22 protein-coding genes are annotated in these 22,138 nt (G+C 68.8%); 10 read left to right on the forward strand and 12 right to left on the reverse strand.

The genetic code is table 11. The features are described 5' to 3' along the window. The first annotated feature begins 60 nt into the window (after positions 1 to 60). From ABZ195_RS04880 to ABZ195_RS04895, 4 genes are all read left to right on the forward strand, one after another. On the forward strand, positions 61 to 1,284 hold the full coding sequence (locus ABZ195_RS04880; protein ID WP_355215404.1) for an acetyl-CoA acetyltransferase: 1,224 nt from the start codon (positions 61 to 63) through the stop codon (positions 1,282 to 1,284). A gap of 3 nt (positions 1,285 to 1,287) precedes the next feature. Further along, a complete protein-coding gene (locus ABZ195_RS04885) occupies positions 1,288 to 2,805 on the forward strand; it encodes a carotenoid oxygenase family protein (RefSeq protein WP_355215406.1) in 1,518 nt (505 codons plus the stop codon). Between the two features lie 32 nt (positions 2,806 to 2,837). Further along, positions 2,838 to 3,695, forward strand: coding sequence for a helix-turn-helix domain-containing protein (locus ABZ195_RS04890; RefSeq protein ID WP_355216071.1), 858 nt, complete (start codon positions 2,838 to 2,840; stop codon positions 3,693 to 3,695). Between the two features lie 165 nt (positions 3,696 to 3,860). Beyond that, entirely contained in the window at positions 3,861 to 4,310 is a 450-nt protein-coding gene (locus ABZ195_RS04895) for an Hsp20/alpha crystallin family protein (RefSeq protein ID WP_355215407.1), read from the forward strand. Positions 4,311 to 4,348: 38 nt separating this feature from the next. On the opposite strand, the gene ABZ195_RS04900 is transcribed toward ABZ195_RS04895, so the two are convergent. Continuing rightward, entirely contained in the window at positions 4,349 to 4,933 is a 585-nt protein-coding gene (locus tag ABZ195_RS04900) for a GNAT family N-acetyltransferase (protein WP_355215409.1), read from the reverse strand. Beyond that, positions 4,930 to 5,364: a hypothetical protein gene (locus ABZ195_RS04905; protein WP_355215411.1), complete on the reverse strand. Its 435-nt coding sequence runs from the start codon at positions 5,362 to 5,364 to the stop codon at positions 4,930 to 4,932. Before ABZ195_RS04905 ends, ABZ195_RS04900 begins: the two co-directional genes overlap by 4 nt. A 48-nt stretch (positions 5,365 to 5,412) precedes the next feature. Here ABZ195_RS04905 and ABZ195_RS04910 point away from each other — a divergent pair, with 48 nt between their 5' ends. Continuing rightward, the gene (locus tag ABZ195_RS04910) at positions 5,413 to 5,859 is read left to right on the forward strand and encodes a cupin domain-containing protein (RefSeq protein ID WP_355215413.1); all 447 of its coding nucleotides are present in this window, start codon (positions 5,413 to 5,415) and stop codon (positions 5,857 to 5,859) included. Here ABZ195_RS04910 and ABZ195_RS04915 read toward each other — a convergent pair. Beyond that, positions 5,849 to 6,574 (reverse strand): 3-keto-5-aminohexanoate cleavage protein, encoded by a 726-nt coding sequence (locus ABZ195_RS04915; RefSeq protein ID WP_355215415.1) that lies wholly within the window; start codon positions 6,572 to 6,574, stop codon positions 5,849 to 5,851. The genes ABZ195_RS04910 and ABZ195_RS04915 overlap by 11 nt on opposite strands. A gap of 50 nt (positions 6,575 to 6,624) precedes the next feature. Here ABZ195_RS04915 and ABZ195_RS04920 point away from each other — a divergent pair, with 50 nt between their 5' ends. Then, complete coding sequence (locus ABZ195_RS04920) at positions 6,625 to 8,334, forward strand: NAD-binding protein (protein ID WP_355215417.1); 1,710 nt, start codon at positions 6,625 to 6,627, stop codon at positions 8,332 to 8,334. A 43-nt stretch (positions 8,335 to 8,377) separates the two neighbouring features. On the opposite strand, the gene ABZ195_RS04925 is transcribed toward ABZ195_RS04920, so the two are convergent. The 5 genes from ABZ195_RS04925 to ABZ195_RS04945 are packed head-to-tail and all read right to left on the reverse strand — an operon-like array spanning position 8,378 to position 12,538. Next, a complete protein-coding gene (locus tag ABZ195_RS04925) occupies positions 8,378 to 8,815 on the reverse strand; it encodes an SRPBCC family protein (RefSeq protein ID WP_355215419.1) in 438 nt (145 codons plus the stop codon). A 3-nt stretch (positions 8,816 to 8,818) separates the two neighbouring features. Continuing rightward, the gene (locus ABZ195_RS04930; protein ID WP_355215421.1) at positions 8,819 to 9,067 is read right to left on the reverse strand and encodes an antitoxin; all 249 of its coding nucleotides are present in this window, start codon (positions 9,065 to 9,067) and stop codon (positions 8,819 to 8,821) included. A gap of 17 nt (positions 9,068 to 9,084) precedes the next feature. Then, positions 9,085 to 10,680 (reverse strand): serine hydrolase, encoded by a 1,596-nt coding sequence (locus ABZ195_RS04935; RefSeq protein ID WP_355215423.1) that lies wholly within the window; start codon positions 10,678 to 10,680, stop codon positions 9,085 to 9,087. 17 nt (positions 10,681 to 10,697) lie between these two features. Further along, a complete protein-coding gene (locus tag ABZ195_RS04940; protein ID WP_355215425.1) occupies positions 10,698 to 11,804 on the reverse strand; it encodes an MBL fold metallo-hydrolase in 1,107 nt (368 codons plus the stop codon). Continuing rightward, positions 11,804 to 12,538, reverse strand: coding sequence for an enoyl-CoA hydratase (locus ABZ195_RS04945; protein WP_355215427.1), 735 nt, complete (start codon positions 12,536 to 12,538; stop codon positions 11,804 to 11,806). Before ABZ195_RS04945 ends, ABZ195_RS04940 begins: the two co-directional genes overlap by 1 nt. Positions 12,539 to 12,575: 37 nt before the next feature. Between ABZ195_RS04945 and ABZ195_RS04950 the strand changes: the two genes are divergently transcribed. Both ABZ195_RS04950 and ABZ195_RS04955 read left to right on the forward strand, forming a co-directional pair. Next, complete coding sequence (locus tag ABZ195_RS04950; protein ID WP_355215429.1) at positions 12,576 to 14,063, forward strand: carboxyl transferase domain-containing protein; 1,488 nt, start codon at positions 12,576 to 12,578, stop codon at positions 14,061 to 14,063. 19 nt (positions 14,064 to 14,082) lie between these two features. Continuing rightward, complete coding sequence (locus tag ABZ195_RS04955; protein ID WP_355215431.1) at positions 14,083 to 14,775, forward strand: hypothetical protein; 693 nt, start codon at positions 14,083 to 14,085, stop codon at positions 14,773 to 14,775. A gap of 12 nt (positions 14,776 to 14,787) precedes the next feature. Here the strand turns inward: ABZ195_RS04955 and ABZ195_RS04960 are convergent, their stop codons facing one another. Next, positions 14,788 to 15,327 carry a TetR family transcriptional regulator gene (locus ABZ195_RS04960; RefSeq protein ID WP_355215433.1) on the reverse strand — a complete coding sequence of 180 codons (540 nt, stop codon included), beginning with the start codon at positions 15,325 to 15,327 and terminating at the stop codon, positions 14,788 to 14,790. 99 nt (positions 15,328 to 15,426) lie between these two features. On the opposite strand from ABZ195_RS04960, the gene ABZ195_RS04965 reads away from it, so the two are divergent. Both ABZ195_RS04965 and ABZ195_RS04970 read left to right on the forward strand, forming a co-directional pair. After that, entirely contained in the window at positions 15,427 to 16,560 is a 1,134-nt protein-coding gene (locus ABZ195_RS04965; RefSeq protein ID WP_355215435.1) for an FAD-dependent oxidoreductase, read from the forward strand. Between the two features lie 30 nt (positions 16,561 to 16,590). Then, the gene (locus ABZ195_RS04970; protein WP_355215437.1) at positions 16,591 to 17,961 is read left to right on the forward strand and encodes an NAD(P)/FAD-dependent oxidoreductase; all 1,371 of its coding nucleotides are present in this window, start codon (positions 16,591 to 16,593) and stop codon (positions 17,959 to 17,961) included. Here the strand turns inward: ABZ195_RS04970 and ABZ195_RS04975 are convergent. Genes ABZ195_RS04975 through ABZ195_RS04985 form a run of 3 tightly spaced genes read right to left on the reverse strand, consistent with a single transcriptional unit; the run spans position 17,901 to position 22,122 of the window. Continuing rightward, complete coding sequence (locus tag ABZ195_RS04975) at positions 17,901 to 18,329, reverse strand: hypothetical protein (RefSeq protein ID WP_355215439.1); 429 nt, start codon at positions 18,327 to 18,329, stop codon at positions 17,901 to 17,903. The two genes, ABZ195_RS04970 and ABZ195_RS04975, sit on opposite strands and share 61 nt — an antisense overlap. A 41-nt stretch (positions 18,330 to 18,370) precedes the next feature. Beyond that, complete coding sequence (locus tag ABZ195_RS04980) at positions 18,371 to 20,191, reverse strand: ABC transporter ATP-binding protein (RefSeq protein WP_355215441.1); 1,821 nt, start codon at positions 20,189 to 20,191, stop codon at positions 18,371 to 18,373. Continuing rightward, positions 20,188 to 22,122: an ABC transporter ATP-binding protein gene (locus ABZ195_RS04985; protein WP_355215443.1), complete on the reverse strand. Its 1,935-nt coding sequence runs from the start codon at positions 22,120 to 22,122 to the stop codon at positions 20,188 to 20,190. Before ABZ195_RS04985 ends, ABZ195_RS04980 begins: the two co-directional genes overlap by 4 nt. Between the last annotated feature and the right edge of the window lie 16 nt (positions 22,123 to 22,138).

Genomic DNA, 22,138 nt, shown 5'->3' on the forward strand with positions numbered 1-22,138 from the left:
GACCGCCTCAACGACCAAAACGCGACCCGGTCACTCTGCTAGTTGTAGTAGCGTCCGGGGATGTCCGTTTCCGACGTGTGGGTGCTCGGTGGATACCAGAGCGACTTCGCCCGAAATCTGACGCGTGAGGGCGGCGACTTCGCCAGCCTCACCGCCGAGATCGTGACCGCGACGCTCGACGCCGCAGGAATCGACGCCGTCGACGTCGGCGTCGTCCACGTCGGCAACGCCTTCGGCGAGATGTTCGCCGCCCAGGGCCACCTCGGCGCCATGCCGGCGACCGTGGTGGACGACCTGTGGGACACCCCGTCCTCCCGCCACGAGGCCGCCTGCGCGTCCGGCAGCATCGCCGTGCTCGCGGCCATCGCCGACCTGCGTTCCGGGGCCTACGAGACGGCCCTCGTCCTCGGCGTGGAACTGGAGAAGACCGTGGCTGGTGACACCGCCGCGCAGTACCTCGGCGCGGCCGCGTGGACCGGCCACGAGGGCCATGACGCCCGTTTCATGTGGCCGTCCATGTTCTCGACGGTCGCCGACGAGTACGACCGCCGTTACGGCCTCGACGAGGGCCACCTGCGGGCCATCGCCTCGCTCAACTTCGACAACGCCCGCCGCAACCCCAACGCGCAGACTCGCGACTGGACGGTGCCGGCCCACTTCACCGACGACGACGCGACCAACCCGGTCGTCGAGGGGCGGATCCGTCGCTTCGACTGCAGTCAGATGACCGACGGGGGCTCCGGCGTCGTCCTCGTCACCGACCGCTACCTGCGTGACCATCCCTCGGCCCGACCGCTGGCTCGGATCGACGGCTGGGGGCACCGCACGGTGGGCCTGGGCATGCGCCAGAAGCTCGACCGATCCGCCGACGACGACGATTACGTGATGCCGCACGTACGCGGCGCCGTGCACGACGCATTTCGACGGGCCCGGGTGACGCTGGAGGATCTGGACGGCTTCGAGGTACACGACTGCTTCACCCCCAGCGAATACCTCGCCATCGACCACATCGGCCTGACCGGTCCCGGCGAATCCTGGAAGGCCATCGAGAACGGCGAGATCGAGATGGGCGGACGGCTGCCGATCAACCCCAGCGGCGGGTTGATCGGTGGCGGCCATCCCGTGGGGGCGTCGGGGGTCCGCATGCTCCTCGACGCGGCCAAACAGGTCAGCGGCTCCGCCGGTGAGTACCAGGTCGACGGGGCAGCCACCTTCGGCACCCTGAACTTCGGTGGCAGCACGGCCACCACCGTCAGTTTCGTCGTCGGTTCGGTCGAGGAGTAGCGCGTGAACGTTGAAGTGGTCGGCAAGTTCCTGTCGACGTTGCCCGACGAGGACGACCATCCCTACCGCACCGGGCCGTGGCGACCACAGTCGACCGAGTGGGACGCCGACGACCTCACCGTCGTCGCCGGTGAGCTTCCGCGCGACCTCGACGGGGTCTACCTGCGCAACACGGAGAACCCGCTGCATCCGGCGATGAAGGCCTACCACCCCTTCGACGGGGACGGCATGGTGCACGTCGTCGGATTCCGCGACGGAAAGGCGTTCTACCGCAACAGGTTCGTCCGCACCGACGGGTTCGCCGAGGAGAACGATGCCGGTGGCCCGCTGTGGCCCGGGCTCGCAGAACCGGTCGGGTTGGCCAAGCGCGACTACGGCTGGGGGGCCCGGACGTTGATGAAGGACGCCTCGAGCACCGACGTGATCGTGCACCGGGGTACCGCGCTGACCAGCTTCTACCAGTGCGGCGACCTCTACCGGGTCGACCCGTTCACCGGTGACACCCTCGGCAAGGCGCAGTGGAACGGGGCGTTCCCCGTCGACTGGGGCGTGTCGGCGCATCCGAAGGTCGACGACAAGACCGGTGAGATGTTGTTCTTCAACTACTCCAAGCAGGATCCGTTCATGCACTACGGCGTCGTCGACGCCGACGACCGCCTGGTGCACTACGTCGACGTGCCACTGCCGGGTCCGCGCCTGCCTCACGACATGGCCTTCACCGAGAACTACGCAATCCTGAACGACTTTCCGTTGTTCTGGGAGCCGGAGTATCTGGCCCGCAACGCGCACGTGGCGCGCTTCCACGCGGACATGCCGTCACGCTTCGCCGTGATCCCGCGGCGCGGCGCGACCTCACAGGTCCAGTGGTTCGAGGCCGACCCGACCTACGTCCTGCACTTCACCAACGCCTTCGAAGACGGCGACGAGATCGTGCTCGACGGGTTCTATCAGGGCGACCCCGAGCCGAGCGACAATGGACTCGGCGACAAGTGGCAGCGTGCATTTCGCTTCCTCGCGCTGGACCGCATGCAGGCCCGGCTGCACCGCTGGCGGTTCAACCTCGTCACCGGCGCGGTGCGCGAGGAGCAACTGTCGGATTCCATCACCGAGTTCGGCATGATCAACCCCGGCTACGCGGGAGCGCAGTACCGGTATGCCTACGCCGCGACCGGCAAGCCCGGGTGGTTCCTGTTCGACGGCTTGGTCAAGCACGATCTGACGACCGGATCCGAGGAGAGCTACCGCTTCGCCGACGGGGTCTACGGCAGCGAGACGGCGATGGCTCCCCGAATTGGAAGCGCCGCCGAGGACGACGGCTACCTCGTCACCATCACCACCGACATGAACGCCGACGCGTCCTACTGCCTGGTGTTCGACGCCGCCCGGGTGGGCGACGGCCCGGTGTGCACTCTGGCTCTGCCGGAACGGGTTTCCAGCGGGACCCACTCGACGTGGGCACCCGGGTCCGAGCTGCGCCGCTGGCAGCAGACCGACACCGCGGCCGAGGCAATCGGCCTGTAGTGGAGCCGCGGAGCGTCAACGCCGTCGGCCGAATGCTGGGCGTCCTCGGCGACGAGTGGACACTGCTGATCGCTCAGCAGGCGCTGCTCGGGGTGACCCGCTACGGCGACTTCGCGGCCAACCTGCCGATCTCGCACGCGGTGCTCACACGCCGGTTGAACACGATGACGGCCGACGGTCTGTTGATGCGGCGGCTCTACCAGAACCGGCCCCCGCGATACGAATACGTGCCGACGGCGCGCGGCCGATCGTTGTGGCCCGTCCTGACGACGATCTGGCAGTGGGAACGCCGGTGGGTGCCCGAGCATGCCGAGCACCTGCCCACAATGCGTCACCTCGGCTGTGATGCGGACTTCTCACCGCAGGTCACGTGCCGGACGTGTCGGCAGGTCGTCACGGAGAAGGAACTGACCGCCGCCTGGGGTCCGAGCGGATCGTGGTCGCGCTCCATGCCGGCCGAGTCGACGCGCCGTCGCTCGGCGTCGCAGGCCGTGGGACGGGCGGGACTCTTCCCGGAGACCATGGACATCCTCGGAAACCGCTGGGCCTTCGCCATTCTGGTCGCCGCGTTCGTCGGCACCACCCGATTCGGCGACTTCGCCGGCCTCCTCGGTGCCCCGCCCGGGTCGCTGACCGATCGGCTTCAGATCCTCAGCGGAAATGGCGTCCTGGACGCCACCGGCGGTCGCTATCTGCTCACCGAGAAGGGTCTAGCCACGTTCGCCATCCTGGTGACGTCACTGCAATGGGCACAACGCTGGTTCGCCGCACCGGAGGGTCCCGCCGTCGTCCTACGGCACGAGACGTGCGGTGACGCCTTCGAGGCCGTACTGGCCTGCGATCAGTGCGCCGAGCCGTTGCGCGGTGCCGAGGTGGCGAGGCGGCCCTAGGCCCGATGTCGTTGCGGCACTCCGGCACTGGCCTCGACGGTCGCCAAGATTCTTCGAAGAAAATACTTGGCACTCTCATGTCGAGAGTGCTAAATTTCGAGGTGCACAGTGATTGACGGCCCGCCGCGGTGGCGGGCATCGATTCGACGAGGGAGGTGCATTGCTGTGCTTCGTTTTGATCCGTTCGGTGACTTCGACGTGTTGACCCGCGGCCTGCTCAACGGCCAGACCGGATCGAACCGCAGTCCTCGATTCATGCCGATGGACCTCTGCAAGGTCGGCGACCACTATCTGCTGACCGCCGACCTGCCCGGTGTGGATCCCGGATCGGTCGACATCGACGTGGACGGTGGCACGCTGACGATCTCGGCGCATCGGACCGCGCGCAGCGAGGACTCCGTGCAGTGGCTGACCAACGAGAGGTTCTTCGGCACCTACCGCAGGCAGCTATCACTCGGCGACGGGGTCGACGCGACTGCGATCAGTGCGACCTACGAGAACGGCGTGCTGTCGGTGACGATTCCGATCGCGGAGAGGGCCAAGCCCCGCAAGGTGCAGATCGCCCATGGCAACGACCAGACGTCCATCGCGGCGAACACGGTCGACGCCGGTTAGAACCCGACTCAGGATCGGTGACGACGTCGGCGGCGTCGTCACCGATCCAGTCGGAACCTCAAGTTGTTGCGCACCGACGGCCACTCGCCGTCCAAAATCGAATAGACGACCGTGTCGCGCCGTGAGCCGTCCGGCAACAGTTGGTGACTGCGGAGGATGCCGTCCCGCTTGGCGCCAAGGCGCTCGATGGCTGCGCGACTGGTCGAGTTGAAGAAGTGCGTGCGGAATTCGACTGCCACGCAACCCAACTGATTGAATGCATGCCCGAGCATCAACAGTTTGCATTCGGTGTTGACGCCCGACCTACGCACGGCCTGCCGGTACCAGGTGTATCCGATCTCCAGCCGGCGGTTGGGTGGGTCCACGTGGCAATAGCTCGACGACCCGACCACCGCGCCGTGGGCGTCCCGGACGACGAACGTCAAGCCGGTGTCGGGGTGCTGCACCGCCAACCGCCCGTCGATCCACTCCTGCGCCGTGTCCGTGGTGGGAGCGCTGGTGAACCACAGCGGCCGCACGTCGCCTGCGGCCTCGGCGATCTCGGGTGCATGGGCCTGAGTCAACGGCTCCAGGCGCACCCAGCGATCCCCGGTGAGGACCACGGGTTCGACGAAGCCGGTCATCCGTCTCGTCCCATCTCGGCCCAGGCCGCCACCATGGCGAACACCGACAGTACCGCGGCGGCAACCACCGCTCCTCCACCGACGTACAGCCCGTAACCCGCGCCGATGGGATTGCCGACGTAGAGCCGGTAGTACCACAGCACCAGCACGGCCAGGACCACCGAGATACCAAGCGCGGCAGTCGAAGCGAGCTTGGGCCGAAGACTGCGCGCCGACATCGCCGCGGCCACGGCCAGCACCGAACTCAGCACGACGATGAGCTGTCCCACCCCGAACCCGTTGGGCGGCACGCCGATGACGCCGAACTTCCCGCCGATCGCGTTCGCCCGACCGCCACCGTCGGCGCTGGTGACCAACCACGGCAACCACGCGCTGACCAGGAGCACCGCCGCGCACAGCACGACGAACCATCCCGGACGCAGGCGAGCCATGCGACGAGCGTATCGGGTCCGCCGGCCACCGCGACGTAGGCTGACGGCATGAGCGATCTCCCGGAATGGGCGAGGAAACTCGACCTGTCGCCGCACCCCGAGGGAGGCTGGTACCGAGAGACCTGGCGCAGCGACCTGACCCTGGGACAGCCCGCATTGCCACCCGACTACGCCGGCCCGCGGAGTGCGGGAACCGCCATCCTGTTCCTGTTGATGCCTGGACAGCAGTCGGCGTGGCACACGGTGCGCAGCGCCGAGCTGTGGTTCCACCATCGCGGCAGCCCCCTGCTGCTGGAGATCGGAGCCGAGAGAGACTCCGCCACAACCCATCTGCTAGGAAACGACGTCGCGGCAGGCGAGCATCCCCAGGTGGTCGTGCCCCCGGGGCATTGGCAGCGCGCAGTGCCCCGCGATGCAGAACCCACATTGGTCGGCTGCGTCGTCGTGCCCGGTTTCGACTTCGCCGACTTCGCTCTCGGTCCGCCTACCGACTGAGCAACTCCACCGCCGCCGACACCAGCGCGGCATTTCCAGGAGCCACCGAGCCGTCGGGCAGCTTCAAGGTGTCCTCCATGCCGATGCGGGTCTGCACACCACAGACACCCGCGTGCTCGAGCAGCGGCCAGCAACTGTCGTCGAGACCGTGCAACAACACCGGCGCAGGCGAATTCGCCGCCGCGATCCGCTCCAGCATCGCGTCGGCGACGGCAACGTCCTCGTGCCCCTGCAGCTCGACCATCACCCGCATGCAGTGCTGCACCATCTTCGACTCCGCCCACGACGCGGCGGCCTCCAGGTGGAACAGCCCGATCTCGACACCGAGGCCCTTGCCGAGCAGGACGTCGGCGAGCTCCGGTGAGCCGGGCTCGTGCCAGTTCAGCGAGGCGAAGTCCGGAAGCACCGTCCACGCCTCGACCGCCCGGCGCCGGGCCTCCGGATCGGGCAACGCCCAGAACCCGGTCGTCACGCCCAGCGGGAGCCCGGGCACGGCGGCCCGCACGGCGGTCACCGCAGCCGCCACGACGTCGGGCTCCAGCGAATCCTTGCCGTCGGGTGTCTTGGGGTGCATGTGGACGGCCTGGGCGCCGGCCTCGTGGGCTTCCACGGCCGCAGCGGCCAACTGCTCCGGGGTGACCGGCAGATTCGGGTGCTGATCGGGGGTGCGAGCACCGTTGACACAGGCCTTGACGTAGATCTTCGCGGTGGGCATGGGTCCATCTTCGTCCCTCGCAGTCAGACTTTCCGAAGTACCGTCTCCCCATGGAGGGGCACATCATCGTCTGCGGCGACGATCCGCTGGGGTTGCGCATCGTCGAACAGCTCCGCAGTGCCGGTCGCGAGATCGCGGTCATCGAGCGCTCCGCCGACCTGGTCGGCGCCGGTATCGGCACCGCCGGCGCCGTGATCTGCGCCGCCGACGACGACGCACTCAACCTCGAGATTGCCCTCCTGGCAAGGCAATCGAACGCCAACGTGCGCGTCGTCGCCCGCCTTTCCAACGGCGTCCTGCGAGAAGCCGTCGCCATCGGAAACGGCCCGGGTGCCATCCTGGACGTCGCCGACGTGGCAGCTCCGTCGGTCGTCGAGGCCTGCCTGTCGCGCACCACGCACTCGATCACCGTCGCCGGTGTCGAATTCGTCGTCTCCGGCACCACCGCGCCACGGCCCGCCTCTCTGCGAGAGATCTTCGGAGACCTGGCTCCGGTGGCCGTGGTGCGGGGTGACCGGTCCGCCGACCCCGGAACGGTGGTGCCGTGTCCCGGACGCGACGAACGCGTCGCACCCGGGGACTGGACGGCGATGATCGGGACGGCCGACGAGCTGGCCGCCCAAGGCATCGCCGTGGCCGCGCGGCGGGGAGCCGATGCGGACCCACGACGGTCACCGCTCAAGCCGGTCGCCAACGCCCTGCGCGCATTTCGCGACGACGTGAATCCGAACTTCTTCAAGGCCTTGGCCGTGTCGATGAGCCTGTTGCTCGGCGCCACCGTGCTGTTGCGCTTCGCATATCACCGGCCCGGGATGAGCATCGTCGACGCGCTGTACTTCTCGACCGAGACCATCGCCACCGTCGGCTACGGCGACTTCAGCTTCGTCGACCAGCCAACGTGGTTACGACTGTTCGGCATCGCGTTGATGTTCGCCGGGGTCACGACCACGGCCGTGTTGATGGCGTTCGTCGCCGATCTCCTGTTGTCACGACGCATCGCGCAGAACGCCGGGCGACGAAAGGTGCGCGACCTGACCGATCACGTCGTGGTCGTCGGGCTGGGCTCGTTCGGCATCCGCGTGGTGGCCGATCTGAAGGCCGCGGGTCACGACGTCGTCGTGGTGGAGCAGAGCCGCGACAACCGTTATCTGTCGTCGGCGGCCCAACTCGACGTGCCGGTGATCTTCGGCGACGCCACACTGCCGCAGACCCTGGACTCCGCCCGCATCGACGACGCCGTGGCGGTGGCCGTGCTGACCCAGGACGACATGGTGAACATCGAGACGGGCATCGTGCTTCGCGAGAGGCTGGGTGACCGCTGGCTGCGGTCGGCGGATCGCCCGGGCGTACCGGTCGTGCTACGGGTCTACGACCGCACGCTGGGAGCGGCCGTGGCCCAACGCTTCGGCTTCGAGAACGTGCGCTCGACGGTCGAACTCGCCGCGCCGTGGTTCATCGGCGCGGCGATGGGATTGGAGGTCCTCGGCACGTTCTCGGTGGGCCAGCAGTCGTTCATGGTCGGGGGTGTCGAGGTGGAACCCGGCAGCCGACTCGACGGTTTGCGAATGGCCGACATGTCCACCCAGACCCGGGTGATCGCCATCGCGAACCGCCCGGGCGAGGTCATGTTGCACCCGCGCCGGGACACCCGCCTGCGTGCCGGTGACACCGCCTACCTCGTCGGTCCGCACCGTGAACTGTTGGAGACGTTGCACGAGGGGCAGTTCGACGCCCAATCGGCGCGATTCGTGGAGTCTTAGCGGCGGTGAGCGCCGCCAACACTCCACGAATCGGCGGGGAGGGTCAGGCGAAGACGGACTTGAACTTGTCCAGCGACTCTCGAATGTCGCCCTTGAGCGAGCTGGCCACGATCATCCCGATGGGTCCGAACAACGCGGGCCCACCCAGGTGCACGTCGAAGGTCACGGTGGAACCGTTCGCGTCACCGGCGGGCTTGACCCGGCCGATCAACTTGACCTTGACCCCGCCCTTGCCGTCGCCGTCGAGGGTCAACGACTGCGGCGGCTTGTAGCTGACGATGGTCCACCGGACCAGGTTCATCATTCCCTTGACTTCGACGACCGAGGCCAGCTTCGTGCCCTTCTCCAGGGTGTCGGGCAACGTGCTTCGCCACACCCGGTGAATGGTGAGCCACTCCTTGTACCGCGACAGGTCCGAGGCGGCCTCCCAGGCCTTCTCCGGTGGCAGAGGTACGTCGACGGAGACCGAGAGCTTCGCCATGGCTTAGGAGGTCGGCGGAGGCCCAGCCGGCGCCGCGGGCGGGGTGGAGTCCGGTGGCTGCTGGGTGCTCGGCCCGGTGGTGCCGGCGTTGTCCCTGGCCGCCTTCTTCGCGGCCTCCTGCACCTTGTCCACCTGTCCCGCGTACTTGCCCTGCGTCTTCTTGTCGACCAGGTCGCCGGCCTTCTCGATCGCCATGTCGACCTTGTCGGCGTTCTTCGACGCCAGGTCCTTCATCTTGTCAAGAAATCCCATGCCACCACCTTAAGCGCTCATCGGGCGAACGTGCCCTTGCCGTCCTCGTCGTAGTACTCCAGCTTGAGAGTGTTGCCGTCGAACGTCGCCGCGGAGACGCTGCCCGGCGGGGAATTCTCCGTGACGAAGCTGGCGGCGAACACGTCGCCGTCCCAATGCTTGAGTGGGAACACCAGTTTGGGGCCCAACGCAACCTGCAAGCCGTCACCCTGGACCGTCACGCGGGCCGACCCCCAGAACGGGTTGGCGTAGTCACCGACGTAGGCCGTCAGGGGTTTCGGCGGAGCGGGGTTGGCCGGCGGCTGCTTGCCCGCCAGCGATCCCTGCGGTTGCTCCATCTGGACGAAGGCTCCGTTGTACAGCGGGTACCAGTCGGTGCGCACCTTGCCGAACTGCACCAGGTCGGCGAACTCGGCGGTCAGCGTCTCCGGCACCCCGGCGGGGGTGGCATTGGTCAGCGCGACGATCGCCACGTCGGCAGACGGGAGCATCAGGAAGTTGGTGCCTGCGCCCAACTCGAACGCCCCCGAATGGCTGAGCTGGGTGCGGGCGTCCGAGGTCGTGCTCACGTTGAAGCCGTAGCCATAGAACCCCGACCTCATCGACGGGTCCGTCGCGCGATCGGAGACGCTCTGGGTGGTCAGCGCCGGCAGCAGCGCCTTCGGGTCGACGATCGTCTTGCCCTCGTAGGTGCCGTTGCCCAGCATCATCGTCATCCAGTGGGTCAGGTCGTCGACCGAGCTGCTGATCCCGCCCGCCGGGGCCTCGGCCTGGGCGTCGCGCACGTACTTCGGTTCATAGCGGCCGTCGATGTCGATGTGGCCGACGGCCCGGTCCGGCCGCGCGGCGTAATCGGCGAAGCGCGAGCTCGTCGAGTTCATTCCGAGCGGCTGGTAGAGGACGTCTCGACTGAGGTCCTCCCACGACGTGCCCGCGCCCGTCGCGACGGCCTCGGCGCCGGCGGTCAGCCCGAAGTTGGTGTAGGCGTAGGAGGTTCGAAACGCATCGAGGGGATAGTCGCGCAGATGCTCCAGCACGTAGCGCCGGTCGTACCCCAGGTCCTCGAGCAGATCGCCGGCGTGATCGGGCAATCCGGACCGATGCGAATACATGTCCCCGACGGTGACGAGCTTGGTGATCGCCGGATCCGACAGCGCGAACCACGGCAGCTTCTCGACGATCGGGGTGTCCCAACCGATGGCGTTGGTTCCCACCTGATGTGCCACCACGGTGGCCCCAAGCGGTTTGGACAGCGACGCGAGCTGGAACACGGTGTCGGCGTCCACCCGGTTGGCGGGATCGTCCCCCTTGGTCACGTCCTTGACGCCGAAGCCCTTGGCATACACCGTCTTTCCACCGTGCACCACGGCGACGGCCATGCCGGGGATACCGGACTTCTTCATCAGGTCGTCGACCAAACCGTCGATCTTCCCGACGGCGTCGGCGACGGCGTTCTCCGGCAGCGGCTGGGCGGCCTGCTCCAGGGGTGGCTCCTGCGAGGTCGAGGGCGTCGCCGTCGGCGACTGCGGGGCGGCCGCATCCGGATTGGTGGAGCAGCCGGCCAGCAATGTCGCCACGGCGAGGAGACCAACCAGGGGGCGCACGGAATTCACACCAGCACGTTAGCTGGTCAGGGCCGCCACCATGGGTCCAATTCGGCGGTGGCCGACTCGATCCGCAGACCGGGCTTCGGCGTCACCACCCGGACCCCGTCGCCGTCGGCGGCGGTGAGGAGCCGCTCCACGGGTTCGGACCACGGGTGCGGCGCCAGCCGGAACGTCGCCCAGTGGATCGGCATCAGCAGCCCGCCGTCGGAGACGTCGCGGTGGGCGCGCACGGCCTCCTCGGGGTTCATGTGAATGTCGGGCCACCCCGGGTGATAGGCCCCGATCGGCATCAGGGTCAGGTCGAAGGGTCCGTAGTCGGCGCCGATGTCGGCGAAGCTCTTCGTGTATCCGGTGTCGCCGCCGAAGAAGGCGCGGTGCCGCGGTCCGATGATCGCCCACGACGACCACAGCGTCACGTCTCGCGTGAGGAAGCGTCCGGAGAAGTGCCGTGCGGGCGTGCAGACCAATTCGAGTTCGCCGACGTGGGCGCTTTCATTCCAGTCCAGTTCGACGATCCGGTTCTTCGGGATGCGCCAGGCCCGCAGGTGCGCGCCGATGCCCAGCGGCACGTAGAACTTGGCGCGCTGGGTCAGGGCGAGCTGCTTGATGGTGTCGACGTCGAGATGGTCGTAGTGGTCGTGGCTGATGATCACCGCGTCGACCGCGGGTAGGTCCTCGAGAGAGGCGGGGACCGGATGCAGTCGTTGAGGTCCGACCGCGCGCGAGGGCGAGCACCGGTCGCTCCACACGGGATCGGCCAGGATGCGGTAGCCGTCGACCTCGATCAGCGCCGAGGAATGGCCGTACCAGGTGGCGGCGAGGTCGGCGGCGGCCACGCTGGGATCCGGGTTGACCAGCGGCACCGGTGTCGCGGGATGCTGTGCCGAACCGCCGCCGATGACGTCCCTGGCGAGGAGGAATTGCTCCTGACGGGTCAGGCTGGCCTCCGACGCCGGTTCCAGGTTGACGAAGACGCCGTCGCGATAGTGCGGCGAGCGACGGGCGACCGCGTCGATCTCGACCGGCGAGGCGCCCAGCGCCGCGGGCGCGCCCTGCACGGCTCGCAGCACCCAGCTTCCACCGATCAGCGCCGCCGTGCCGCCGATGAATCGCACCGCCTCCCGAAGCATTAGGCCCCCTTGAAGTTCGCGGGCCGCTTCTCGATCCGCGCGACCTGTGCCTCGATGATGTCGGAGCTGGCCCAGGCCCGGTCGAAGAGCTCCTTGTGGGCGGGCCACGCGTCCTCGTAGGCGCCGTCGTCGTTCAGTACGCGCTTGGCGTGCTGCAGCGCCAGAGGTGCGAACCCGGCGATCTCCTGGGCCCACGCCTGGGCGTCGGCCAGCGTGCCCTGGCGGTTGGCCATGCCGGTCGCCAGCGCGGCCTCGGAGGTGAGTCGCTCGGCGGCGAGCAGCATCCCGCGGGCCCGCCCGGCGCCGACGAGCGAGGTCAGCCGGCGGATGCTCCAGTTGTCCAGCGCGATGCCGTACTTGGCGACGGGGAACTGGAAGTACGCCTCGGGCGCGACGACGCGCAGGTCGCAGATCATCGACATGATCACCCCCGCGCCGATGGCGGGGCCGTTGACCGCGCCGATGACGGGGAACGGCGCCTGGTCGATGGCCAGATTCAGCGCCCGGGCCTTGTCGGGCAGTTCGTCGGCGACGCCCTGACCGCCGGACAGGTCCGCGCCCGAACTGAAGACGTGACCCTGGCCGGTGAGGACGATCGCGCGGACGCCTTGGTCGGCGGCCTTCTCGACCGCGTCCCGTAGGGCGTCGAGCAATTCGCCGTTGAGGGCGTTGCGTCGCTCGGGACGCTGCATCTCCAGGGTCAGTACGTTGCCCTCGCGGGTCATTCCGATCATGGGCCCAGCCTAACGAGCGGACCGCTAGCCTTGCCCCGTGAGCCGGATCGGTGCCGTGGCACTGCGTGACGCCGTGCTCGACGAGGGGTCGTTCGTCAGTTGGGACGGCACCGTTCTCGACGTCGGCGCCGACGACGAGTACCGCCGCGAGCTCGCCGACGCCAGGGCCGCCACCGGGTTCGACGAGTCGGTGCTGACCGGCGAGGGCACGGTCTTCGGCCGCCGGGTGGCCGTCGTGGCCAGCGAGTTCGACTTCCTCGCGGGCTCGATCGGGGTGGCCGCGGCCGAGCGCATCACCGCCGCCATCGAACGGGCCACCGCCGAGGCCCTGCCGCTGGTTGCCTCGCCGAGCTCCGGTGGCACCCGGATGCAGGAGGGCACGGTCGCGTTCCTGCAGATGGTCAAGATCGCCGCCGCGGTGGAATTGCACAAGCAGGCGCATCTGCCCTACCTGGTGTATCTGCGGCACCCGACGACGGGCGGGGTGTTCGCGTCGTGGGGGTCGCTGGGGCACGTGACCGCCGCCGAACCTGGGGCCCTCATCGGATTCCTCGGACCGCGGGTGTACGAGCACCTCTACGGCGAGCCGTTCCCGACGGGCATCCAGACCGCGGAGAACCTGCACCGGCACGGTGTGATCGACGGCGTCGTCCCGATCGGGCTGCTGCGCACGACGCTGGACCGCGCACTGAAGGTGCTGGCCGACGAACCGGGTCCACCGCCCGAAGCGCCCGCGGTCGAGCCCGTCGCCGACGTGCCGGCCTGGGATTCGGTGGAGATCTCGCGGCGACCCGACCGACCCGGCATCGGCTATCTGCTGCGGTACGGCACGACCGAGCGGGTGCTGTTGTCTGGGACCGGCGGGCAGGGCGAGGCGGCCACCACGTTGCTGGCGCTGGCCAGATTCGGTGGGCAACCGGCGGTGGTGGTGGGTCAGCAGCGCGGCGTCGGGGGTGGGCTCGCCGGTCCGCAGGCGCTGCGCGAGGCGCGTCGCGGCATGGCGCTGGCCGCCGGGCTGCGGCTGCCCCTGGTGCTCGTCATCGACACCCCCGGCCCGGCGTTGTCGGCGGAGGCCGAGGAGGGCGGTCTGGCCAGTGAGATCGCGCGGTGCCTGGCGCAGCTGGTCACCCTGGACACGCCGACGGTCTCGGTGCTGATGGGGCAGGGCAGCGGCGGCCCGGCCCTGGCGATGGTGCCCGCCGACCGCGTCCTGGCCGCATTGCACGGCTGGCTGGCCCCGCTGCCACCGGAGGGCGCCAGTGCGATCGTGTTCCGCGACGTGGACCACGCCCCGGAACTTGCGGTAGCGCAAGGTATTCGATCGTCAGACCTGTTGCGCAACGGAATCGTCGACGTGGTGGTGCCCGAGCACACCGACGCCGCCGACACCCCACTGGACTTCACTACGCGCCTTTCGGCGACCATCGCCAGCGAGCTGGTGACGCTGCGGAGACTGCCCGCCGAGGAGCGGTTGGCGGCGCGGTTGCGGCACTACCGCGGAATCGGACTGCCCTCGTCTCGATGACGGTGGCATCCTGGGAACCGTGGACTCGGTGCTGCACTTCGCCGGCAACTTCTGGTGGCTGATCTTTCCGCTCGGCGGGGTGATCGGCGGTGGAGTCAGGGCCGTCGCCGCCGCCAACGAACGCCGTGCCGAACGCCGGCTGGAGCGCTACCGCATCAAGCAGCAGGCCAAGGTCGCAATGGCCGAGGCATCCGGCCGCGGACGGGTCGACGAGGCGGCCGTCCGCCGCGAGGTGGCCAAGGTGCTCGAACGCCACGACGGCACCGACGCGCGCTGGCTGGACTACGAGCTCGACGTGGCCAAGCTGCTCGACTTTCCGTTGATGACCGACATGCGCGAACCGCTGACGGCGGAGTTCCACCGGGCGCGCAGCCGCGCCGACCTGTTGCGGCCCGCGAGTGCCGAGGACCTGATCGGCGACCGGGACGCCCAACTGGACTACCGCGACGCCGTCCACGGGTACGTCACCGCGTTCGACGTCGCCGAGGCCGAGGCGGTGCGCCGGCGGCGCAGTGACTTCTCCGCCGAGGCCCAAGAGCGGCTGGAGCGCGCGCAACGGCTGTTGCGGGTGGCCTCGGACGCCTCGGCCACCACCGACGAACGGCGCAACGCCTACTCCAAGGCCCAGCGCGAGCTCGACGGTCTGATCGTCCTGCCCGCGGTCACCCGGGCCGGCATCGAGCGTCGGATCGCCGGCGAGATCGAGGCATAGGCCCGCCGGCGCTCAGCCGACCGCGTACCGCTGAAGGGTCGGGCCGAGCCACTCGACCAGTTCGTCGCGGCTCATGCCGACGACCGGCGGAAGCCGCAACACGAAGCGGCACAACGCCATTCCAAGCACCTGGGTCGCGATGAGCCCAGCCCGCCGCGGTGCGTCGTCGGGGACGAACTTCGAGATCGCGGGCAGCAGTTGGCCGGCGAAGATGTCGGTCATGCGTTGCGCGGCTTCGGCATTCGTGGTGGCCGATCGCAGCAGGACCACCAGCGCATCGTCGGCTTCCCAGCGCGACAGGAAGTGGGACACCAGGGCATGGCCGAGGTCCTCGGGCCCGACGTCGGACAGGTCGGGGAAGCGCAGGTCGAACTCCGCGGCGGCGGCGAAAAGCTGGTCCTTGGTGCCGAAGTAACGCATCACCATCGACGGGTCGATGTTCGCGTCCGCGGCGATGGCCCGGATGGTGGCGGCCTCGTAGCCGGATTCGGCGAACCGCTCCCTGGCCGCGGCCAGGATGACGGCCTTGGTCTGGTTGGCCTTGGCGCCCATGCCGACGACTCTATGCCAACGCCTGTTGACTTTTCGCACGACGCGGCGCACGCTGAGAAAAGTCAACACGCGTTGGCATTCTTGGCGAAGGAGAATTCGATGCCCGACACCGACGTCCTCATCGTGGGAGCCGGCCCGACCGGCCTGACCCTGGCCGTGGCCCTGCTGCACTCGGGAACCCGGGTGACGATCGTGGACGGGCAGGCCGAAGCCGCGAACACCTCGCGCGCCGCCGGTGTCAACGCCCGCACCCTCGAGGTGCTCGAACGTCTCGACGTGACGCGCCGACTGGTCAAGGAGGGCATCGAGGCCCCGCGGTTCGTCATCCGCGACGGCGCCGCGACACTGCTGTCGGTCGACTTCAGCGGCCTGCGCACGGCCTACCCGTTCACGCTGATGGTGCCGCAGTCGACGACCGAGCGGCTCCTGATGGACCGGGTGCGCGAACTCGGCGGTGACGTCGTCCGCCCCAAGACGCTGCTCACCCTCTCCGAGGACGCCGCGGGCGTGACGGCCACGTTCGGCGACGGCGACGCCGTGCGCTCGCGCTACGTCGTCGGCGCCGACGGGATGCACAGCACCGTCCGCACCCAGGCCGGGATCGGCTTCACCGGAGGCGCCTACGACCACTCGTTCGTCCTCGCCGACGTCCACCTGCGCGGCGACGCCCCGACCGACGAGGTCCGGTTGTTCTGGGCGAGCGCGGGCCTGACGGTCGTCGCGCCCCTGCCCAACGGCGCCTTCCGCATCGTCGCACCCGTCGACGACGCACCCGAGACGCCGACGGTCGACGTCGTCCAGCAGCTCTTGGACGAGCGGGGCCCCGGCGGGATCGCGGTCACCGACGTCCTCTGGGGCTCCCGATTCCGGATCCACCACCGAGTCGCCGACACCTACCGCCAAGGCCGCATCCTGCTCGCCGGCGACGCCGCCCACGTGCACAGCCCGGCCGGCGGCCAGGGCATGAACCTGGGAATCCAGGATGCCGTCGCCCTGGCCGACGCGCTGACGACCGTGCTGGCCGGCGGGCCGCAGGCGCGGCTCGACGACTACGCCGCCGCCCGACGCCCCGTCGCCGTCGAGGTGATCGCCCTGACCGATCGGTTGACGCGACTCGCCACCATGCCTCGCCCGCTACGTCCCGCCCGCAACGCCGCGCTGAGGGTCGTCGGCCACCTGCCATGGGCTACCAGGGCCCTGGCGTCGCGGCTGTCGGGCCTGGTCTACCGCTGAGCCTCGAAGACCTCGGGTTACCGTTTCCCGGTGCAGTTGATCGAGGCCGACTACCTGGTGATCGGCGCGGGCGCCATGGGCATGGCGTTCGTGGACGCGCTGATCGCCGAGACCGACGCCACGGTGGTCCTCGTCGATCGCAACGATCAGCCCGGCGGGCACTGGGTCAACGCCTATCCCTTCGTCCGGCTTCACCAGCCCTCGGCGTACTACGGGGTGAACTCGCGCCGGCTGGGCAGCGACTCCCTCGACACCAGTGGTTGGAACGAGGGCTTCTACGAACTCGCCAGCGGCAGCGAGGTATGCGCCTACTACGACACCGTGATGCGTCAGCACCTGCTGCCCAGCGGCCGGGTCGAGTACTTCCCGATGAGTGAATACTTGGGCGACAACCACTTTCGGACGCTCGGCGGTGACGAGTACCGCGTCGAGGTGCGGCGTCGGGTGGTCGACGCCACCTACCTGAGCGTCGTCGTCCCGTCGATGCGTCCGCCGCTCTACGACGTCGGCCCCGGGGTCGACTGCATCCCGCCGAACGGACTGCCCAAGCAGCCCGCCCGGGACCGCTACGTCATCGTCGGCGCCGGCAAGACCTCCATGGACGCCTGCCTGTGGCTGCTGCGCCACGGCGTCACACCCGACCGGCTGACCTGGATCAAGCCGCGTGACTCCTGGCTGCTGGACCGCGCGGCCGTGCAACCCGGCCCACTGTTCGCCAGGAGGGTGCTGGCCGACTTCTCCGCACAGTCACGCGCCATCGCCCAAGCCACCTCCGTCGACGATCTCTACCTACGGCTGGAGAAACTCGGCTGCCTGCTGCGGATCGATCCGACGGTGGAGCCCACGATGTACCGCTGCGCCATCGTCTCGCGACACGAACTCGAGCGCCTGCGGCTGATCTCCGACGTCGTCCGGATGGGACGTGTCGTCGCGCTGGAACCGGGACGCATCACCCTCGACGCCGGCACCGTCGACGTCGACCCGAAGGCCCTCTTCGTCGACTGCACCGGCGACGGCATCGGGACCCGCCCGGCCACCCCGGTCTTCACCGACGGCCTCGTCACCCTGCAGTCGGTCCGGACGTGCCAGCCGGCGTTCAGCGCCGCCGTGATCGCACGGGTCGAGGCGATGAACGTCGGCGACGACGTCAAGAACGACTACTGCCGGCCGGTGGAGCATCCGATGGACCCACTCGACTGGGTCACCATGACCCTGGACTTCAACCACAACCAGCTCGTGTGGTTCGACGACCCCGAGCTGATGCGCTGGCTCAACCGCGCCCGGCTGAACGTGGTGAGCCACATGCAGACCGACGACGACGCCGCCCGGGCCGGAGCGGCTCAGATCGCACCGCGGCTGCGCGCGGCCAATGCCAAGTTGGAGGCCCTGCTGCGGGTTTGAACCCACAGCACGACCGCGGCGATGACGGCCTCGACGATCGCCACACTGGTCGCCACCGCCATCAACGGCGACATGGGCGCCACCGAGGCGGTGTCGACCGCCTGACCGTGGTGATGGCCCGGCATCGACAGGTGCACCGCCACCATTGCGAGGTTCATCACCGCCACGACGCACCAGACCCGCGGCGATCCCGCGGTCCACAACTCCTTGGCGCAGTACAGGCAGGCCACCGCCATGGCGACCACGACCACCGCCGCCACCGCACTCCCCGCGGAAGCAGCCATCACCAGGTGCAGCCCCGCGGAACCGGCCGCCAGCAGCGCACACGCCCGTCGACCACCGACGGCGGACGAGTCGAGGCGCGACATCGGTCCACTCTCGCACCGACGGGGCGCCGCTGCAGAGGATGTCAGACCAGGGAGTCGACCCAGGCCCGATGCAGCGCCGCGTATCGGCCGTCTCCAAGCATCAGCTCGGCCGGGGGTCCGTCCTCCACGATGCGGCCGTGCTCGAGCACCAGCACCCGGTCGGCGACCTCGACGGTGGACAGGCGATGGGCGATCACCACTGCGGTGCGGTCGGCCAGCACCGTGGCCAGGGCCCGCTGCACCAACCGCTCGCTGGGAATGTCGAGTGAGGAGGTGGCCTCGTCGAGGATCAACACGGCCGGATCGGCGAGGAACGCCCTGGCGAAGGCGATCAGCTGCCGCTGTCCGGCGGAGAGCCGGCCGCCCCGCTTGGCGACGTCGGTGTCGTAGCCGTCGACGAGCGCGTCGACGAACCGGCTGACACCGACGGCCTCGGCCGCCGCCCGCACCTCGGCGTCGGTGGCGTCGGGTCGGCCGAACCGGATGTTGTCGGCGATGGTGCCCTCGAACATGAAGTTCTCCTGCGTCACCATCACCACGTGCCGGCGCAACTCGGCCTGCGCGAGGTCGCGCAGGTCGACGCCGTCGAGTTCGACCGCACCGGAGGTGGGGTCGTAGAACCGGGCGATCAGCTTGGCGATCGTGGTCTTGCCTGCCCCGGTCGTGCCGACCAGCGCCACGGTCTGGCCCGCGGGGATCTCGAGCCGCAGGTCCGGAAGAACCGGACGGTCGGGCACGTAGGAGAACGCCACGTCGCGAAAGGCGATGTCGCCCTTGACCGTCGAGAGCTCAACCGGCTGCTCGGGATCCCGGATTCCGGGCTTCTCGCCCAGCACGCCGGCGATCTTCTCCAGCGCGGCGGCCGCGGACTGAAAGGTGTTGAAGAACTGCGAGATCTCCTGCATCGGTTCGAAGAAGATGCGGAGGTAGAGCAGGAACGCGGTCAGCGTGCCCAGCGTCATCTCACCGTTGAGCACCCGGTACCCGCCGTAGAGGAGCACCCCGCCGGTGGTCACGTTGCCGACCAGCCGCACGGCGGGCATGAAGATCGCCAGCAGTTTGAACGCACGCTCGTTGACGTTCTTGTAGTCGTCGGCGACCGCTGTGAAGATCTCCTGGTTGCGCGGCTCGCGACGGTAGGCCTGCACCGCCTTGATGCCCGTCATCGTCTCGACGAACTGCACGATCACCAACGCCGCCCGCTCACGCACCAGCTTGTAGGTCTTCCCCGACTCGGTGCGGAACCACCACACCAGCAACACCAGAATGGGGAAGGCGCACAGGCACATCAGGCCGAGCCTCGTGTCGAGCACCACCAGCAGAACCGACGTGCCCAGCAGCGTCAGGACGGCGGTGATCAAACCGTCGAACCCGGTCTGGAGCATGTCCTGGATGGCCTCGACGTCGTTGGTCGACCGCGCCACCACCCGGCCGGAGGTGTAGCGGTCGTGGAACGCGACGTCGAGGCGCTGGAAGTGCCGAAAGATCCTGCGACGCAACTCGAGGAGCACTTCCTGCCCGATCCGTCCCGAGCGACGCAGGAAGAACATCCGGCTGGTCGCCTGAATCAGCACGACGCCACACAACGCCGCGACGATGAGGATCAGTTCCCGGGCAGAGCCACCGTCGACGAGTGGCGGGATGCCGTGGTCGATGCCACGTTGCACCAACAGCGGCAGGGACAGTCGCGCGGCGTTCTCGGCCACGATGACGATCGTCAGCAGGGCCACCGCCGTGGCGTAGGGCCGAAGCAGACCGGCCAGCAGTGTGCGCGCTTCGCGGCGACGCGAGATCGACTCGTCGATGGGCAGATCAGCGTCGTCGTTGGTCACCGCACGGCCGCGCCAGTCAGTGGTGCTCATCGGGATTCACCCTCGAACGTCACGTACGCCCGCTCGCGCTCACGCTCCGGGTCGTGGTATTCGTGCTCGAGCCGGGCGTGCTCCTCCTCGTCGGACCAGTCGCAGGCCCGCTCTGCCCCGTCGTCGAGTTCGTCGTCGGCGGCCAGCAGGTAGCGATAAGCCGGCGCGGTGGCGAGCAATTTGGCGTGGGTGCCGACCCGGGTGATCGTCGCGCCCTCACCCGGCACGCGCTCCAGCAGGGCGACGCGGTCGGCCAGCAGGACCGTCGACGCGCGGTTGGCCACCACCAGCCCGGTGACCTCCGACAGGACTCGTCGCAGGGCCTCGGTGACGACGGCCTCGGTGTGCACGTCGAGCGCAGACAGCGTGTCGTCGAGTACCAGGATCGACGGCGCCGCCAACAGGGCTCGCGCCAACGAAAGTCGTTGTCGCTGACCGCCCGAGAGGCTCATGCCCTGCTCGCCGATGCGGGTGTCCAGGCCGAACGGCAGCTCGTAGGCGAACTGCGCGGCGGCCACCTCGATCGCCTCGGCCATCTGCTCCTCGGTCGCCGCATCGCCCGGCGGCCGCCCGAGCGCCAGGTTCTCCGCAACCGACATCGAGAACAGGGTGGGGTCTTCGAAGGCCGTGGCGACGGCCCTGCGCAACGCGGGCAGGGAGAGCTCACGAATGTCGCGGCCATCGACGAGGATCGCTCCCTCGGTCACGTCGTAGAGACGCGAGAGCAGCGAGACGAGCACCGACTTGCCCGATCCCGTCGGCCCGACCAGGGCGATGGTCTCCCCCGGTTCGATCACGAGGTCGACGTGGCGAAGCGCCCATTCGTCGGACTCGGGGAATCTGAAGCCGACGTCGACCAGTTCGAGGCGGCCGCCGCGCGGGACCGTGCGGTCTGGGCCGTCGGTGATCTCACGCGGTGCGTCGAAGATCTCCACGACGCGGTTGGCGGCGGTCATGGCCTCCTGGGTCATCGACAGCAGGAAGCCCAGCGACGCGATGGGCCACACCAGCGACAACATCATCGTGATGAACGCGACCAGGGTGCCCATCGTGACCAGCCCGCTGCCGGCGGCATAGGCGCCCAGCCCGAGCACCACGATCAGGCTGGCGCTGGGGATCGCCTCCAACAGCGTCCAGAACTTCGCCGACACCCCGACCTTGCGCACCTCGGTGTCGAACAGGGCGGTGGCGCGTTGGTCGAACCTGTCGTAGGCGTACTGCTCGCGGCCGAACGCCTTGACCACGCGGACCCCGAGCGCCTGCTCCTCGACGTGGGTCGCGACGTTGCCCGACTGGTCCTGTGCGGCTCGCGACAACTTGGTGAACTGCCGCTGAAAGTGCAAGACCGTGGCCGTGATCGGCACGATCGAGATCACCACGACCACGCCCAGCGGCCAGTACATGGCGAGCAGGATCCCGGTCACCACGATGATCTGGATGACGTTGAGCAACAGGAACAGCAGCCCGAACGACAGGAACTGGCGGATGGTGCTCAGGTCGTTCATCACCCGAGACAGCAGCTGACCGGACTGCCACCTGCCGTGGAACGACATCGGCAGGATCTGCAGGCGCGCGTAGAGGTCCTTGCGGATGTCGGCCTCCACGCCCATCGTGGCGCGCGAGACCAGCCAGCGGCGAATGAACCACAGCACGGCCTCGGAGACCAGCAGCGCCATGGCCGCGGAGCCGAGCGTCCACAGGTGTTGCCGATCCTGGTGGCGCACCGGACCGTCGATCACGGCCCTCGTCATCAGCGGGATCGCCACCGTGGCGACGAGGCTGAGCAGCGCCGCGATCAGCATCGAAGTCCATCGCAGCCAGTAGGGCTTGAGGTAGGGCAGCAGCCGCAGGATGTCCGACGACGACCGGATGCGACGCGGTGGTGGCGCAACGGCGGGTTCGGACCGCAGTCCCTCCTCCGTAGGCGTCACACCCTCAAGGCTCCCA

The organism is Mycobacterium sp. NPDC006124, from assembly GCF_040614235.1.
Taxonomy (GTDB): domain Bacteria; phylum Actinomycetota; class Actinomycetes; order Mycobacteriales; family Mycobacteriaceae; genus Mycobacterium.

Coding starts and splice junctions, on each gene's coding strand:
- ABZ195_RS04880 (WP_355215404.1), top strand. CDS start 61: ATGTCCGTTTCCGACGTGTGGGTGCTCGGTGGATACCAGAGCGACTTC.
- ABZ195_RS04890 (WP_355216071.1), top strand. CDS start 2,838: ATGCTGGGCGTCCTCGGCGACGAGTGGACACTGCTGATCGCTCAGCAG.
- ABZ195_RS04900 (WP_355215409.1), bottom strand. CDS start 4,933: ATGACCGGCTTCGTCGAACCCGTGGTCCTCACCGGGGATCGCTGGGTG.
- ABZ195_RS04905 (WP_355215411.1), bottom strand. CDS start 5,364: ATGGCTCGCCTGCGTCCGGGATGGTTCGTCGTGCTGTGCGCGGCGGTG.
- ABZ195_RS04910 (WP_355215413.1), top strand. CDS start 5,413: ATGAGCGATCTCCCGGAATGGGCGAGGAAACTCGACCTGTCGCCGCAC.
- ABZ195_RS04915 (WP_355215415.1), bottom strand. CDS start 6,574: ATGCCCACCGCGAAGATCTACGTCAAGGCCTGTGTCAACGGTGCTCGC.
- ABZ195_RS04920 (WP_355215417.1), top strand. CDS start 6,625: ATGGAGGGGCACATCATCGTCTGCGGCGACGATCCGCTGGGGTTGCGC.
- ABZ195_RS04925 (WP_355215419.1), bottom strand. CDS start 8,815: ATGGCGAAGCTCTCGGTCTCCGTCGACGTACCTCTGCCACCGGAGAAG.
- ABZ195_RS04930 (WP_355215421.1), bottom strand. CDS start 9,067: ATGGGATTTCTTGACAAGATGAAGGACCTGGCGTCGAAGAACGCCGAC.
- ABZ195_RS04940 (WP_355215425.1), bottom strand. CDS start 11,804: ATGCTTCGGGAGGCGGTGCGATTCATCGGCGGCACGGCGGCGCTGATC.
- ABZ195_RS04945 (WP_355215427.1), bottom strand. CDS start 12,538: ATGATCGGAATGACCCGCGAGGGCAACGTACTGACCCTGGAGATGCAG.
- ABZ195_RS04960 (WP_355215433.1), bottom strand. CDS start 15,327: ATGGGCGCCAAGGCCAACCAGACCAAGGCCGTCATCCTGGCCGCGGCC.
- ABZ195_RS04965 (WP_355215435.1), top strand. CDS start 15,427: ATGCCCGACACCGACGTCCTCATCGTGGGAGCCGGCCCGACCGGCCTG.
- ABZ195_RS04975 (WP_355215439.1), bottom strand. CDS start 18,329: ATGTCGCGCCTCGACTCGTCCGCCGTCGGTGGTCGACGGGCGTGTGCG.
- ABZ195_RS04980 (WP_355215441.1), bottom strand. CDS start 20,191: ATGAGCACCACTGACTGGCGCGGCCGTGCGGTGACCAACGACGACGCT.